The sequence below is a fragment of the Bradyrhizobium sp. AUGA SZCCT0177 genome (genome assembly GCF_018130125.1).
Classification (GTDB): domain Bacteria; phylum Pseudomonadota; class Alphaproteobacteria; order Rhizobiales; family Xanthobacteraceae; genus Bradyrhizobium.
In genome coordinates this window covers 16124-30026 of record NZ_JAFCMA010000007.1, presented here as the reverse complement: position 1 = coordinate 30026, position 13903 = coordinate 16124, and the positions used below count along the sequence as shown (strand labels likewise).

Sequence of the window (13903 nt, the reverse complement as noted above, 5' to 3'; positions counted from 1 at the left end):
ATGACGCTGTTTGCAGTGTTCACAACCATCACTTGTCGTCCGAATCGGGTGCGAGGTCTCTTTGCACCGCAGGTGTTCTCAGTAATTTCTCGATCCGTTCCGCTTCATCGAATCGTTCGTCGACGCGGAAGCGAAGATCAGGCGCAAACTTTAGGTTAACGCGGTGCGCGATCTCGCCGCGCAGGAATTTCTTGTGGCGCGCGAGCGCTGCGATCACGACATCGGTGTCGCGTCCGCCGAGCGGCATCACATAGACGGTTGCAAGCTTCAGGTCCGGTGACATGCGCACCTCCGGAACCGTGATGATGTGACCCTCGAGATCGGGGTCATGCACGTTACCTTGCGACAGAATATCGGCGACCGCATGGCGCACGGTTTCGCCGACGCGCAATTGGCGTTGTGAGCCGCCGGGGGCGGAACTCTTGCTGTGGTGGCGGGGCATGGCCGTCTCTCAAAAACAAATCCGTCATGGCCGGGCTAATCCCGGCCATCTACGTCTTTCTTGCTGCTGAATTCTCTGGGACGTGGATGCCCGGAACACTAATGCGAAGACGCGCTTCGCGCTTTTGTCCGGGCATGACGTCGAACTATTACAATGTCTTCCGACGAAGCCGTAAGGTTCAGACTTACAGGCTCCGCTGGATCGTCTCCACGCGATAACACTCGATAACGTCGCCGGCGCGCATGTCGCCGTAATTCTCGAACGCCATGCCGCATTCCTGGCCGGACTGCACTTCCTTCACTTCGTCCTTGAAGCGCTTCAGTGTCGAGAGCTTGCCTTCATGCACAACCACGTTGTCGCGAATGAGGCGTACATTGGCGCCGCGTTCCACGGTGCCGTCGGTGACGCGGCAGCCGGCGACCTTGCCGACCTTGGAAATGTTGAACACTTCCAGGATCTGCGCATTGCCCAGCATGGTTTCGCGCAGCGTCGGCGCGAGCAGGCCGGACATCGCCTTTTTGATGTCGTCGACCAGATCGTAGATGATGTTGTAATAGCGGATCTCGATGCCGTTGCGCTTGGCGGCGGCCGCCGCTTCCTTGTTGGCACGAACCGAGAAGCCGATGATGGCGGCGTTGAAACCTTCCGCCAGCGTCACGTCCGATTCGGAGATGCCGCCGACGCCCGCATGCAGGATGCGCGCGGCAACTTCGTCGGTGCCGAGCTTTTCCAGCGATCCCAAGATGGCTTCGAGCGAACCTTGCACGTCGGCCTTGATGATCAGCGGGAATTCCTTGCGGCCCGACGTCTTGAGCTGCGACATCATCTGTTCGAGCGAGCCGCGCATGCCGGAAATCGAGGCAGCCGCGTTTTCGCGCTTCTGGTGGGCGCGATAGCTCGTGACCTGGCGGGCGCGGGCTTCGTTCTCGACCACCGCGAGGCGGTCGCCGGCTTCCGGCGGACCGTTGAAGCCGAGCACCTCGACCGGCACTGAAGGTCCGGCCTCGTCGATGTTCACGCCCTGATCGTTGATAAGGGCGCGGACGCGGCCCATTTCGGCGCCGGCCACGATGATGTCGCCGATGCGCAAGGTTCCGCGCTGCACCAGCACGGTCGCAACCGGACCCCGGCCGCGATCGAGCCTGGCTTCGATCACGGTACCTTCGGCGGGACGTTCCGCGTTGGTCTTGAGGTCGAGCAGTTCGGCCTGCAGCGCGATCATTTCCAGCAGCTTGTCGAGATTGGTCTTGTTCTTGGCTGATACCTCGACGTCGACGACGTCGCCGCCGAACGACTCGACCTGAACCTCGTGCTGCAACAGCTCGGTGCGCACGCGCTCCGGCTTGGCGTCGGGCTTGTCGATCTTGTTGATCGCGATGATCATTGGAACCTTCGCCGCCTTGGCGTGGTTGATCGCCTCGATGGTCTGCGGCATGACGCCGTCATCGGCCGCCACCACCAGGATCACGATATCGGTGACCTTGGCGCCGCGCGCACGCATCGCGGTGAACGCGGCGTGGCCGGGCGTATCGATGAAGGTGATCTTCTTGCCGCTTTCCGGTGAAGTCACCTGATAGGCGCCGATATGCTGGGTGATGCCGCCGGCTTCGCCCGAAACCACGTTGGCATGGCGGAGCGCGTCGAGCAGCGAGGTCTTGCCGTGATCGACATGGCCCATCACGGTCACGACCGGCGACCGCGGTTCGGTGTCGGTGGAATCGTCGACGATGTCGAACAGACCCTCTTCGACGTCGGACGCGGCCACGCGCTTGACGGTATGGCCCAGTTCCTCGGCGATCAGCTGCGCGGTGTCGGCGTCGATCACGTCGGTGATCTTGTGCATCGCGCCCTGCTTCATCAGCAGGCGGATGACGTCGACCGCGCGTTCCGACATGCGGTTGGCGAGTTCCTGGATGTTGATCGCTTCCGGGATCACCACTTCGCGGATGATCTTTTCCTTCGGCTCGTTCGAGGCGTGTCCCTTCAGGCGCTGGGTGCGGCGGCGGAACGAGGCGATCGAACGCTCGCGCACATTGTCGGCGTCCAGGGCGGTGACCAGCGTCAGGCGGCCGCGTTCCTTTTGCGGTCCGGGCTTGTGGGTCGTCTTCGGCGGCACGGCGGGGCGCATGGCGCCGCCGGGGCCACGGCGGATCTGGCGCGGACCTTCATCCTCATCGGAGGCATCGGCGGCAACGCCCGGCGCGCGCGCGGGCGGCACTGCCGAGGCCGTCGGCCGGGCCGCGGGGCGCGCGGTGGTAGTGGTGGTGCCGGGTGCTGCGGTTGTTGCGGCCTTGGCTTCGGCCTCGCCAAAACGCTTCTTGGCTTCGAGTTCGGCCTTGCGCTTGGCTTCTTCTTCCAGGCGGTGACGTTCTTCCTCGGCCTTGCGGCGCGCTTCGGCGGCTTCGCGTTCGGCCTGCTCGATGCCTTCCTTGCTGCTGCGGCGCTTGGCTTCTTCTTCCGCCAGCCGACGTTCCTCGATGTCACGGACCTTGGCATCGGCCAGCGCGCTGGCGCGCGCGGAACGTTCATCCTCGGTCAGCGTGCGCAACACCACGCCGGAGCCGGCGCGGGGCGCGGCTGACGCTGAGGGGCGGCTTGGCGCTTTGGCGACGACCGGCGCCGGCTTGGCGACCACAGGTTCGGGCGCATGGGTTTCGCCGGCGGGCGCGTCGCCACCGAGGCGGCGCTTGCCGCGCTTCTCGACCACGACCTGCTTGGTCCGGCCATGGCTGAAGCTCTGGCGTACGGTGCCCGTCTCGACGCGCGGCTTGAGCGTCAAGGTCTTGGTCGGGACACTTAAAGTCTTGTCGCCAGGCGTTTTGGTATCAACCATTCAGCAGTCCTAATCTTGTTGCGTAGTGCGCATTCGCACAGTCGTTAAAGCACATCTTGTTAGTCAGAATTTCTGGCCGCTTCCTTCGGTCTTGTCGTCATCGGCCATCCGGTATCGGACCAGGATCTGGCAGCGCGACAGGAACGTCTTGCTCGCCGGGCCCGCGAGCAGGGCAGCATGTATCACATTTGACCGCCCCAGTGCCAAATCCAATTCTCCCGACGTCAGAACATTGACGATCGGAAATCTGGTCGAAAATTCCTCCGATTCATCCGCATTTCCGCGCTTTTGCCGCACGATCGCGTCCAATTTGCGGATTCCGTCGGCCGCACCGTCCGAAGCGTGGATCAGGGCCTGGGCCTCCCCGTCCCGGAGCGCGCCCTCGACCTTGCTGAAACCGGAGACGACCTGGCCGGCCTTGGCGACCATCGCCAGCGCCTCGGTCGCGCCGCGAACCAGCAAAGCCTCGGTGTCGGCGGGGAGGGTCGCGGCGGCCCGGATGTCGCGCTTGAAACCCTTGCTGAATTGGTTACGCCGCACCGCTTCCGCAACGGTCCGGCGCGATGCCGAGACCCACAGGCCACGGCCGGGGAGCCTGCGCTTCAGATCCGGAACGACCTCGCCCTGGGGCGAGACCACGAATCGGATCAGTTCGTCGATCGGGCGCACCTCACGGGTGACCGCGCACATCCGCATCGTCGCGGACCTGTCGGTCCGCGGTCCGTTGTCGAGATCGGGGTCAGCCATGGCGAGCATGCGCGGGGCATCTCCTTACGCCGTCTGGTCTTCGGTGGCTTCCGCCGCCTCGGACTGCTTGGCAAGGTCGGCCTCGGTGATCCAGCCGGCGATGACGCGGGCCTGCATGATCATGCGCTCGGCATCGTCGCGCGAGATTTCGTTGGCGTCGAGAATGCCGGGGAACTTGGTCGGCTCGGCGCCTTCCTTGCGCTCGGTCCAGCCAACCAGATCGTCGGTGGCGCAACCGGCCAGATCCTCGACCGACTTGATGTCATTCTCGCCGAACTTGACCAGCATCTTCGAGGTCACGCCGGGTACTGTCTTCAAAGCGTCATCCACACCGAGTTCCTTGCGTTTGTTTTCCAGCTCGGTCTCGAGCTGCTCCAGGTATTCTTTTGCACGGCTCTGCAGTTCGTTGGCGGTCTCCTCGTCGAAGCCCTCGATGCCGGCGAGTTCCTTGACGTCGACCAGCGCGAGTTCCTCGACCGAAGTGAAGCCTTCCGATGCCAGCAACTGGCCGACCACTTCGTCGACATTCAGCGCTTCCATGAACACCCGCGTCGAGTTCTCGAAATCGGCCTGACGGCGCTCGGATTCTTCCTGCTCGGTGAGGATGTCGATGTCCCAGCCGGTGAGCTGCGAAGCGAGCCGTACATTCTGTCCGCGGCGACCGATCGCCAGCGACAGCTGGTTGTTGGTGTCAGGCACCACGACCTCGATACGCTCGCGGTCTTCGTCGATCACGACCTTGGCGACTTCGGCGGGCGCCAGCGCGTTGACGACGAAGGTCGCGATATCGGGCGACCACGGAATGATGTCGATCTTCTCGCCCTGCAGTTCGTTCACCACCGCCTGCACGCGCGAACCGCGCATACCGACGCAGGCGCCGACCGGATCGACCGAGGAATCCCGCGAAATAACGCCGATTTTGGCGCGCGAACCGGGATCGCGGGCGACCGCCTTGATCTCGACGATACCGTCATAGATTTCCGGCACTTCTTGCGCGAAAAGTTTTGCCATGAACTGCGGATGGGTGCGGGACAGGAAGATCTGCGGCCCGCGGGTTTCGCGGCGGACGTCGAAGATATAGGCGCGGACGCGGTCGCCGTTGCGGAATACTTCGCGCGGCAGCATCTCGTCACGGCGCACGATGGCTTCACCGCGGCCGAGATCGACGATCACGCTGCCATATTCGACGCGCTTGACGATGCCGTTGACGATGTCGCCGATGCGATCCTTGAATTCCTGATACTGCCGGTCGCGCTCGGCCTCGCGCACCTTCTGCACGATCACCTGCTTGGCGGATTGCGCGGCGATGCGGCCATATTCCAGCGGCGGCAGGGTGTCGGCGATGGTGTCGCCGACCTGGGCGCCCGGATTGGCGCGCTGCGCATCGGCCAGCGAAATCTGGTTCGACGAATTCTCCACCACGTCGACGACCAGCATGTGGCGCGACAGCCGGAGTTCGCCCTTCTTGGCGTCGATCTCGGCGTGAACATCGGTCTCGCTGCCGTAGCGGGCGCGGGCCGCTTTCGCGATGGCGTCTTCCATCGCCGCGATCACGATGCCGCGGTCGATCGACTTTTCGCGGGCAACCGCATCTGCGATCTGCAGCAGTTCGAGTTTATTGGCGCTGACAGCTGCCATGGCTCAGTCTCCTTCGGTGGGATCGAATTCGCCGCCGGGCAAACCTTGCGCGGCGAGGCGATGTTTCTTGGTATTCTTCGGTAACGGCTTCTTCAGCGGCTTGTTCAGTGTCTTGGGCTTCGGCTTGTTGCTCTTGGCCGGATCGCTTTTTTTGGCGTGCGGCGGCGGTGGTGGCTCAAGCCCGAGATTCTGCCGCAGCTCGCGCTCGGCGGCCTTGCCGCGCCGCATCGATTCCGCGATCAGCTCGTCGGTGAGAACCAGACGGGCGTCGGCGATGTCTTCCATGACCAGCAGCACGTCGGCATCTTCGTCCGCGCGGATGTCATCGCGATGAAGCCGCACCGCGTCGCCCTCGACGCTCTGCAGCGTACCACGAAAGCGCTTGCGGCCCTGATAGGCGAGCGCCATCTCGATCTTCACGAGATGACCGACATAGCGTTCGAAGTCCGAACGGCGCACCAGCGGACGATCGATGCCGGGCGATGAGATCTCCAGCCGGTAGGCGCGCTCGATCGGATCGGCGACGTCGAGCACCGGCGACAAGGCCCGCGAAATCGCCTCGCAATCCTCGATCTGCATGGTGCCGTCGGGCCGTTCGGCCATGATCTGGACCGTGCAGCCGGCCTCGCCGGAAATCTTGATCCGCACCAGCCGGTAGCCCATACCCTGCAATACCGGCCCTGCCACGGCGGAAACCCGCGCGGCGACGCCCGGCTCGACCACGAGCCGCGGCTCGGCGAGCAGGTCAAGATCCTCTGAAACAGCAGTTGGCTCGGTCATGTCCAGGGTCAAAAGCGTCTTTACTTACATGAGGTTAGGCCGGGTCTAACCCGGATCCGGCCGGTTCCCTGAACCGTGCCGTGAGGCCCTTCTGGGCTGGGCTCGTTCAGGTAATAAAAAAGAGCGGGTCCCGAAGGGCCCACTCTCAATACGCGATCGTATGAGAACCATAAGTTGCGGCGGATATAGCGGTTTTCCCGCAATCCGGCAAGGCCTTGCACGCCTCGTTAAGGGAGATTTTGAGTCCTGTCCGAGCGGGCCAAAGCCTAACCCTTCATTCACGAACGGTACCTAGATTGCCGAAAACCAGCCAATTCGGCCGGTTTGGATAGGTTTATGACGCCAGCGACAACGCTGATCCCAGGACTGGACGACATCGTCAGGGGCGGCGATCCCAAGCGCCGCGCCGATGCGGCGCGCCGGATCAGTGAATTATTCCTGCAGGGGGCTGCCAATTTCGGCGCCGATCACGTCGATCTGTTCGACGGCGTATTGAGCAGCCTGGTCCCCCATGCCGACATTGCCGCGCGAGCCGAGCTCGCCGAGCGGCTGTCGCTGCTTGTCAACGCGCCGCGTGGGCTGGTCGGGCAGCTCGCCCATGAGGACGAAATTGCCATCGCCGGTCCGCTGCTGCGGCGTTCGCCGGTGATCGACGAACAGATCCTGATCGAAATCGCTGGCGTGAAGGGGCAGGGCCATCTGCTGGCGATGTCGGATCGGCCGACGCTCTCTCCCGACCTCACCGATGTCATCGTGCGCCGCGGCGACCGCGATGTCGTCAGGCGCACGGCGGGCAATGCCGGTGCAGCGTTCTCGTCGGACGGCTATTCGACCTTGATCAAGCGCGCCGGCCAGGACGGCGTGCTGACGCTCAAGATCGGCCAGCGCGACGATCTTTCTACCGAACAACTGAAAGACCTTCTGGCCGGAACGATCGATGTGGTCCGCCGCCGCCTGTTCACAGTCGTCAAGCCGGCGCGGCAGGTGGCGATCAAGCGGGCGATCAACGAAATCTCCGGCGCCGTCGAACGAACAGACAGCGGCCGCAACTTCGAGGCGGCGCAGCGCACGGTCCTCGCGCTGCACCGCGATGGTCAGCTGGTTGAAAGCGCGCTGCTCAATTTCGCCAAGGCAAACAAATACGAGGAATCCGTCGCCGCGCTGGCGGCGATGACCGGCGTGAAGATCGCGACCCTCGACCGGCTGATTGCCGGCGACCGCTACGATCCGATCCTGATCGCCGGCAAGGCGATCGGCCTCGAATGGGCCACCGTGCGCGCACTGATCCTGCTGCGGCTGGGCCCGAACCGGACGGCGTCGCCGGCCGATATCGAAAGCGCGCGCGTGAATTTCGCGCGCCTGATGCCCACGACTGCCGAGCGCGTCGTCGGCTTCTGGAAGACCCGCCCGACGGTTTGAGTTCTCAGGCCTTAGCCCGCCCGCCGAAACCGCAGATACGCCGCGACACGTCCCTCGCGCTCGGCCTTCCGCCCATAGCGCGTCATCGTGTAACCGGCCCACGGCTCGCGCCAGTCGATGGCGCGTTCCGCCATCCAGGAAAAATCCGGCGAACGCAGCAGATGCGCCAGCGTCCACGCGCAATAATCGTCGATGTCGCTGACGAAACGAAATTCAGCCCCGGGCTTGAGGATGCGGGCCATCGCGGCCACGGTGGCATCCTGCACGAAGCGCCGCTTCCAGTGCCGGCGCTTCGGCCAGGGATCGGGATGGATCAGATCGATCCGCGCCAGAGATCGCGGCGGCGCCCATGCCAGCAATTCGGCGGCGTCGCCGGCGTAGAGCCTGATATTGCCGATGTTGTGGGCTTCAATCTGCGTCAGGATTTTCGCCATGCCGTTGACATAGGGCTCGCAGCCGATGAATCCGATATCGGGAAAGGCCTGCGCTTCGGCGATCAGATGTTCGCCGCCGCCAAATCCGATTTCCAGCCTGACAGCATCAGGCTTCGACTCGAAGATGTCGGTGAGATCCTCAGGCGCGGGCATGCTGATATCGAGCGCCAGATGCGGCAGCAGATTGTCGATCAGGTCGGCCTGATGGATGCGCAGCTTGTGGCCCTTGCGGCGGCCGAAGAACGAGCCGTGCGCATGCGCGGCGGCGCCGTCATCCGGCGGCGCGTCGTGATCGCCGATGTCGCGGGGTGAGACCGTCATCGCAGCGTCTGGTACAGCCGGTGCAGCAACCGCGCCCTCGGCTCGATCGAGGAGATGTACATCTGCTCGTAATGGGTATGCGCGCCCTTGCCGTCGACCCCGAGGCCGTCGAGCGTCGCCGTGTGGGGCGCGGTGAAATTGCCGTCGCTGCCGCCGCCGGTGAAGGTGTCGACGAGATCGAAACCGATTTCGGCCGCCAGCGTTTTGGCGTGCTCATAAAGCGCCGCACCGGCGTTGCTCTTTTCGTAAGGCGGGCGATTCAGTTCGCCGGTGACGGTGATGCTGACGCCCTCGGTGCGTGATTTCAGGCCGAGGATCTTCGGCACCAACTCGTCGGATTCGGCAATACCGGGCACGCGCATGTCGACCTCGGCATAGGCCTCCTCCGCGATCACGTTCGGCTTGGTGCCGCCCCTGACGACGCCGACATTGACGGACACGCCACGCTTGAGGTCGTTCATCGCCTCCAGCGTCTGAATGACGTTGCCGAGTTCGCGGATGGCGCTGCGGCCGTCCTCGGGCCGCGTGCCGGCATGCGACGGCACGCCCTTGATGAAGACTTCGAAGCGCGCGACGCCCTTGCGTCCGGTGACGATTTTGCCGCCGTCGCGGGCGGGCTCGGTCACCAGCACATACTTGGCCTTGCGCCCCTCGACCTCGATCAGTGCGCGCGACGTCGGGCTGCCGATTTCTTCGTCGGAGACGAACATCTGGGTGATGCCGAGCGGCGGTCGCGCGCTGTCGGCACAAATCTGGCGAAAGGCATGGTAGGCGAGATAGGCGCCGCCCTTCATGTCATAAATGCCGGGACCGAAGGCGCTGTCGCCCTCGATCTTGAACGGCAGCCGCTCGATGAATCCCAGCGGATGCACGGTATCGAGATGGCTCAGCACCAGGATGCCCGGCGCGTCCTGCCCCCATGACGAACGCGCGACCAGATGATCGCCGCATCCGTCTTTTCCTGCGATCCGCTCAACGGTCACGGGCAGGTCGCGGTAGCCATCAGTAACGAGGTCGGCGAGCTTGTTGACCTGTGCGGGCACCTCGGTCGGCGTCTCGATTTCGACCCAGCGGCGGATGCCGTCGAGGATCGAACTGGGATCAAACGGATTGGCGGTGGTTCCGGTCATCAGCGCTTTGCCTTCATGGAATTCGGCTAGAGCTTCGGTTCTGATTGAATCAGAACCGAAACTCTAGATTCTTGCTTTGACGCGTTTTCTACCGCAGATAAGTCTACGCAATCTGCGTAAACTTGATTGCTTTGCGAACCGGTTCCCACTTCGCTCAAAAACGCTCCAATGTCATGCGCTCGCGCCGGCGGGCGCGTCAATCGGAACATCCGGTTATGGCAGCTGATATCAGCGCTGGTCGGGACCTTCGCGCGCGGCGATCTGTTCGACCAGTTCGACGATACTGCGGCGCATTTTGGCGTCGGTAATGCGCGTGAACGCCCGCGTCAGCGCCAGGCCTTCGGAGGTGGCGAGAAAGTCGGAAACGTAGGCGGGCGAACCGGATTCGCTGAAGCCGTCGGCATTGACAGCACCGCTCGGCCCGCCGTCGAACAAAAACGATACCGGCACCTGCAAGATTTCCGAGATCCGCTGCAGGCGGCTGGCGCCGACCCGGTTGGTGCCCTTTTCGTATTTCTGAACCTGCTGGAAGGTGAGGCCCAATGCCTCGCCGAGTTTTTCCTGGCTCATGCCCAGCATGATGCGTCGCATGCGAACGCGGCTGCCGACATATTTGTCAACAGGGTCTGGCGCTTTGGTGGACATCTCCAACACTCCTGGGATTACGCGCCGGGGAATGAGGCATAAGCGGACTATGCCTCAGGCGCCGGTACCGTCAAATCCTGCTCGGAGGATCGGGTTGAACTGCGGACAATTTGAGCAATGAACTGACTGGTTCTTGTTTTTGGTTGCGGAACCCAGAATGCGAATTGCGCGGTCGGTCTGTCAACTAGTTAGTGGATTCGCGCGGGCCGCTTTTTTCCGCGACAGCAACAACCAGCAACATGCAAGTCTCAGGACTTTCGCCTTGCAAAGCGGCGCCGGATGACCAGCAGCAACGCAACAGCCAGAATCATGCCCGTTGGAATGTCTCTAACACGGGCATAAATCGTCGGCGGCAAAGCCGATGGCAGGTTGGCATCCAGGACGCCTTCAATGCCAAGGCCGAGCCGTGCGACAATACGCCCCGAGGGATCGATCACGGCTGAAATGCCGGTGTTGGCTGCACGAACAACGGGCAAGCCTTCTTCGACGGCGCGCAGGCGCATCTGCTGCAGATGCTGATAGGGGCCGGTCGAAATTCCGAACCAGCCATCATTGGTGACGTTGATGATCCAGCCCGGGCGATCGTCGCGTGTCGTTATATCGCCGGGAAATATCGCCTCGTAGCAGATCAGGGGCAGCGCCCGCGGCGCGTTCGGGATGTCCATGGCGCGGCGGCGGGTGCCCGGAATGAAGCCGCCCTGGACTCTCGTTAGCTGCACGAAGCCGAGTTTTTCCATCCAATCCTGAAACGGCAGATATTCGCCGAAAGGCACCAGATGCAGCTTGTCATAAACCGACAGCACGCTGCCGTCGTGGTCGATCGCATATATCGAGTTGTAGGCGCGCGTGATTCGCACGCCGGGCGGGAGGTCGGGCGCGCGCACCGAGCCGGTGATCAGCACGGTACCCCTCGGCAGCAGGTCGGCGATCTGCGCCATCGCATCGGCTTCGCGGGTCAAAAAGAACGGGAACGCCGATTCCGGCCAGATCAAAATCTGTGCATCGCTCACGCCGGTCGATTGCGGCCCCGAAGCCCGATCGGACAGTGTCAGATATTTCTGCATCACCTCCGCCTTGGCGGCGTAATTGAATTTGACGTCCTGCTGCAGATTGGGCTGCATGATGCGCAGCTTGACCTTTGCCAGCACGGTCGGCTGCATCGACAGCCTGACGGCGCCGAACACGGCCATGACCGCGAGCAAGCCGAGCGCCGCCACCGGCGCGAGCCAGGGTTTTCGCCCGCGCGAGGTGCCATCGATCAGGACCGCCGGGCTTGCGAAGATCGCCACGGTGAGGAACGTCATCCCCCACAGCCCGATCAGCGATGCCGTCTGGGCCAGCGCCAGCGGCTCCGACAGCGCGTAGCCGAACGAATTCCAGGGAAATCCCGACAGCAGGTGGCCGCGCAGCCACTCTGTTATCGTCAGGCTGATCGCGAGCGCGAGCAGGCGCGAAGCGTCGCGGGTCCAGAGCAGGCGCGCCAGCGCAAAGCCTGCCGCGGTGAACAGCGCGAGATAGGCCGGCAGGCCCAGCACCGCGAACGGCATCAGCCAGGCGAACGTTGGCGCATCGACCAGGAAGGCGTACCCGATCCAGTAAAGTCCAACGACGAAATAGCCGAGCCCGAACCAGAAGCCCGACATCGCCGCCGCCGGCACGCCGCGCCATCGCCCCGCACCGGCGCCGTCGATCAGCCAGACCGCGACCGGAAAGGTCAGGAACAGCAGCGGCCATGCATTGAACGGCGCCATTGCCAGTGCCGACAATGCGCCGGCCACCAGCGCAAGAGCGGCGCGCTTCCATCCCCAGGCCAGGATGATCGCAAGACCGGCGGCGCGAAGTTTGCTGGCGGGAATCACTGCGAACCGGCTCCATCGCTGGACGATGGCGGCGCGTTGTCATTGGCCTGCGGCGCATTGGTGTCGGGCGCAGCTTCACGGCGGCGGCTTTCGCGCTGCGTGCGGGGGGCGGGCCGTTCCTTGCGAACCGCAATGCGCAGCCGCTTGACCCGCCGCGGATCGGCGTCGAGCACTTCGATCTCGTAAGTACCGGGCCCTGAAATGACTTCGCCGCGTACCGGCAGGCGGCCGACCTGCGACACCAGATAGCCGCCAAGGGTCGCGACCTCTTCGCCGGCCTCGCCGGTGATGAAGTCCTCGCCGATCACTGAACGGGCGTCCTCGAGGCTGGCGCGGGCATCGGCGATGAATGAATTATCCGCCTGCCGCACGATCGCCGGCGGCTCGTCGCTGTCATGCTCGTCGTCGATTTCGCCGACGATCTGCTCGACGATGTCCTCGATCGACACCAGCCCGTCGGTGCCGCCATATTCGTCGACCACCAGCGCCAGATGGATGCGCGAGGCCTGCATCTGCGCCAGAAGGTCGATCGCCCGCATCGACGGCGGCACGTAGAGCAGCTTGCGGATGATGTTGGCGTCCGCCAGCGGCTGCGCCAGGTCGACCGCGCGCAGATCGAGGCCCGCGGGGAAAGGCTTCTTGCGCTTCGCCTTGGTGGTGTCGCCGACCCGCGCCTTCGCGGTCATGAACGCCAGGAGGTCGCGGATGTGCACGATGCCCTCGGGGTCGTCGAGGGTCTCGTTGTAGACGACGAGGCGCGAATGCGCCGCGCTCTCGAACAGGCTCATCAATTCGCCGAGCGGGATGTCGCGCTTGACGGCGACGATGTCGGCGCGATGCACCATCACGTCGGCGATGCGCCGTTCGTGCAGCCCGAGGATATTGCGCAACATGGTGCGCTCGATGGCGGAAAAGCCCACCTCGTCCGGCGTCGAGGCATCGAGCACGATCTGCAGATCGGCGCGGACCGATCCCGGCTTCCAGCCGAACAGCGTGCGGATCGCGCGGGTCAGCCAGTTCTCCGCTGTCGGGCGCAGCACCTCGCCTTCCTGCACCACGGCCGGAAGGTTGGACGTGTTGCGCGGATTGTCGTGGGTAGGGTCGGAGTCCGGCATGTCAGTCCATCCGCTCCCGGTCCGCATGGGGATCGCGATCCGCATACGGATCCGGAATGCCGAGTTGCGCGAGGATCTCCTGCTCGAGACCCTCCATGGCTTCGGCGTCGTCGTCTTTTTCGTGATCGTAGCCGATCAGATGCAGGAACCCGTGCACCGCAAGATGGCTGAGATGGTGATCGAACGGTTTTTGTTCGTCGTCGGCCTCTTTGCGCGTCGTCTCATAGGCGATGGCGATATCGCCGAGCATGCGCGGTGCATCGTCGGGCGTTCCCGCACCGGTCGGCTGCAACGCCGGAAACGATAGCACATTGGTCGGCTTGTCGATGCCGCGCCAATTGCTGTTCAGGGTTCGGATCCCGGAATCGTCGGTCAGCATGACTGCCAGTTCCGCTTCGCCGACATCGGCATCGGCGATTTCGGCGGCCGCGTTGATGGCGCGATGGATCACCGCCTCGGCGTCGGGCTCGGTCTGCCAGCAATCGGCGACCACGAGGACTTCGGTTACGGGGTGGACGGAAGACAATTTCGTTCCAGGGT

Annotated in this window: 12 protein-coding genes; 1 reads left to right on the top strand and 11 read right to left on the bottom strand. The window is 63.7% G+C overall.

Features of this window, described 5'->3' with window-relative positions; all coding sequences use genetic code 11:
* Positions 1-28 precede the first annotated feature (28 nt).
* From rbfA to rimP, 5 genes are all read right to left on the bottom strand, one after another.
* Positions 29-442 carry a 30S ribosome-binding factor RbfA gene (gene rbfA, locus JQ597_RS10030; RefSeq protein ID WP_212264037.1) on the bottom strand — a complete coding sequence of 138 codons (414 nt, stop codon included), beginning with the start codon at positions 440-442 and terminating at the stop codon, positions 29-31.
* A gap of 184 nt (positions 443-626) precedes the next feature.
* Positions 627-3275, bottom strand: a complete 2649-nt coding sequence (infB, locus tag JQ597_RS10025) for a translation initiation factor IF-2 (protein WP_212264036.1) — start codon at positions 3273-3275, stop codon at positions 627-629.
* 63 nt (positions 3276-3338) lie between these two features.
* Complete coding sequence (locus tag JQ597_RS10020; RefSeq protein WP_212264035.1) at positions 3339-4031, bottom strand: RNA-binding protein; 693 nt, start codon at positions 4029-4031, stop codon at positions 3339-3341.
* 15 nt (positions 4032-4046) lie between these two features.
* The gene (gene nusA / locus JQ597_RS10015) at positions 4047-5660 is read right to left on the bottom strand and encodes a transcription termination factor NusA (RefSeq protein WP_192736271.1); all 1614 of its coding nucleotides are present in this window, start codon (positions 5658-5660) and stop codon (positions 4047-4049) included.
* A 3-nt stretch (positions 5661-5663) separates the two neighbouring features.
* Positions 5664-6440 carry a ribosome maturation factor RimP gene (rimP, locus tag JQ597_RS10010; RefSeq protein WP_212264034.1) on the bottom strand — a complete coding sequence of 259 codons (777 nt, stop codon included), beginning with the start codon at positions 6438-6440 and terminating at the stop codon, positions 5664-5666.
* 336 nt (positions 6441-6776) lie between these two features.
* Between rimP and JQ597_RS10005 the strand changes: the two genes are divergently transcribed.
* Entirely contained in the window at positions 6777-7859 is a 1083-nt protein-coding gene (locus JQ597_RS10005; protein ID WP_212264033.1) for a DUF2336 domain-containing protein, read from the top strand.
* Between the two features lie 11 nt (positions 7860-7870).
* Here JQ597_RS10005 and JQ597_RS10000 read toward each other — a convergent pair whose 3' ends face one another.
* The 6 genes from JQ597_RS10000 to ybeY form a co-directional block, all read right to left on the bottom strand.
* On the bottom strand, positions 7871-8614 hold the full coding sequence (locus JQ597_RS10000; RefSeq protein ID WP_212264032.1) for a tRNA (guanine(46)-N(7))-methyltransferase TrmB: 744 nt from the start codon (positions 8612-8614) through the stop codon (positions 7871-7873).
* Positions 8611-9744 (bottom strand): M20 family metallopeptidase, encoded by a 1134-nt coding sequence (locus JQ597_RS09995; RefSeq protein ID WP_212264031.1) that lies wholly within the window; start codon positions 9742-9744, stop codon positions 8611-8613. Before JQ597_RS09995 ends, JQ597_RS10000 begins: the two co-directional genes overlap by 4 nt.
* A 228-nt stretch (positions 9745-9972) precedes the next feature.
* Positions 9973-10389 (bottom strand): helix-turn-helix domain-containing protein, encoded by a 417-nt coding sequence (locus tag JQ597_RS09990; protein ID WP_212264030.1) that lies wholly within the window; start codon positions 10387-10389, stop codon positions 9973-9975.
* Positions 10390-10637: 248 nt separating this feature from the next.
* Entirely contained in the window at positions 10638-12248 is a 1611-nt protein-coding gene (lnt, locus tag JQ597_RS09985; RefSeq protein WP_212264029.1) for an apolipoprotein N-acyltransferase, read from the bottom strand.
* Complete coding sequence (locus tag JQ597_RS09980; RefSeq protein ID WP_249147680.1) at positions 12245-13363, bottom strand: hemolysin family protein; 1119 nt, start codon at positions 13361-13363, stop codon at positions 12245-12247. The genes lnt and JQ597_RS09980 overlap by 4 nt, the downstream gene beginning before the upstream one ends.
* Position 13364: 1 nt before the next feature.
* Positions 13365-13889, bottom strand: a complete 525-nt coding sequence (gene ybeY / locus JQ597_RS09975; protein WP_249133323.1) for an rRNA maturation RNase YbeY — start codon at positions 13887-13889, stop codon at positions 13365-13367.
* Positions 13890-13903 lie beyond the last annotated feature (14 nt).

Coding starts and splice junctions, on each gene's coding strand:
- rbfA (WP_212264037.1), bottom strand. CDS start 442: ATGCCCCGCCACCACAGCAAGAGTTCCGCCCCCGGCGGCTCACAACGC.
- infB (WP_212264036.1), bottom strand. CDS start 3,275: ATGGTTGATACCAAAACGCCTGGCGACAAGACTTTAAGTGTCCCGACC.
- JQ597_RS10020 (WP_212264035.1), bottom strand. CDS start 4,031: ATGCTCGCCATGGCTGACCCCGATCTCGACAACGGACCGCGGACCGAC.
- nusA (WP_192736271.1), bottom strand. CDS start 5,660: ATGGCAGCTGTCAGCGCCAATAAACTCGAACTGCTGCAGATCGCAGAT.
- rimP (WP_212264034.1), bottom strand. CDS start 6,440: ATGACCGAGCCAACTGCTGTTTCAGAGGATCTTGACCTGCTCGCCGAG.
- JQ597_RS10005 (WP_212264033.1), top strand. CDS start 6,777: ATGACGCCAGCGACAACGCTGATCCCAGGACTGGACGACATCGTCAGG.
- JQ597_RS10000 (WP_212264032.1), bottom strand. CDS start 8,614: ATGACGGTCTCACCCCGCGACATCGGCGATCACGACGCGCCGCCGGAT.
- JQ597_RS09995 (WP_212264031.1), bottom strand. CDS start 9,744: ATGACCGGAACCACCGCCAATCCGTTTGATCCCAGTTCGATCCTCGAC.
- JQ597_RS09990 (WP_212264030.1), bottom strand. CDS start 10,389: ATGTCCACCAAAGCGCCAGACCCTGTTGACAAATATGTCGGCAGCCGC.
- JQ597_RS09980 (WP_249147680.1), bottom strand. CDS start 13,363: ATGCCGGACTCCGACCCTACCCACGACAATCCGCGCAACACGTCCAAC.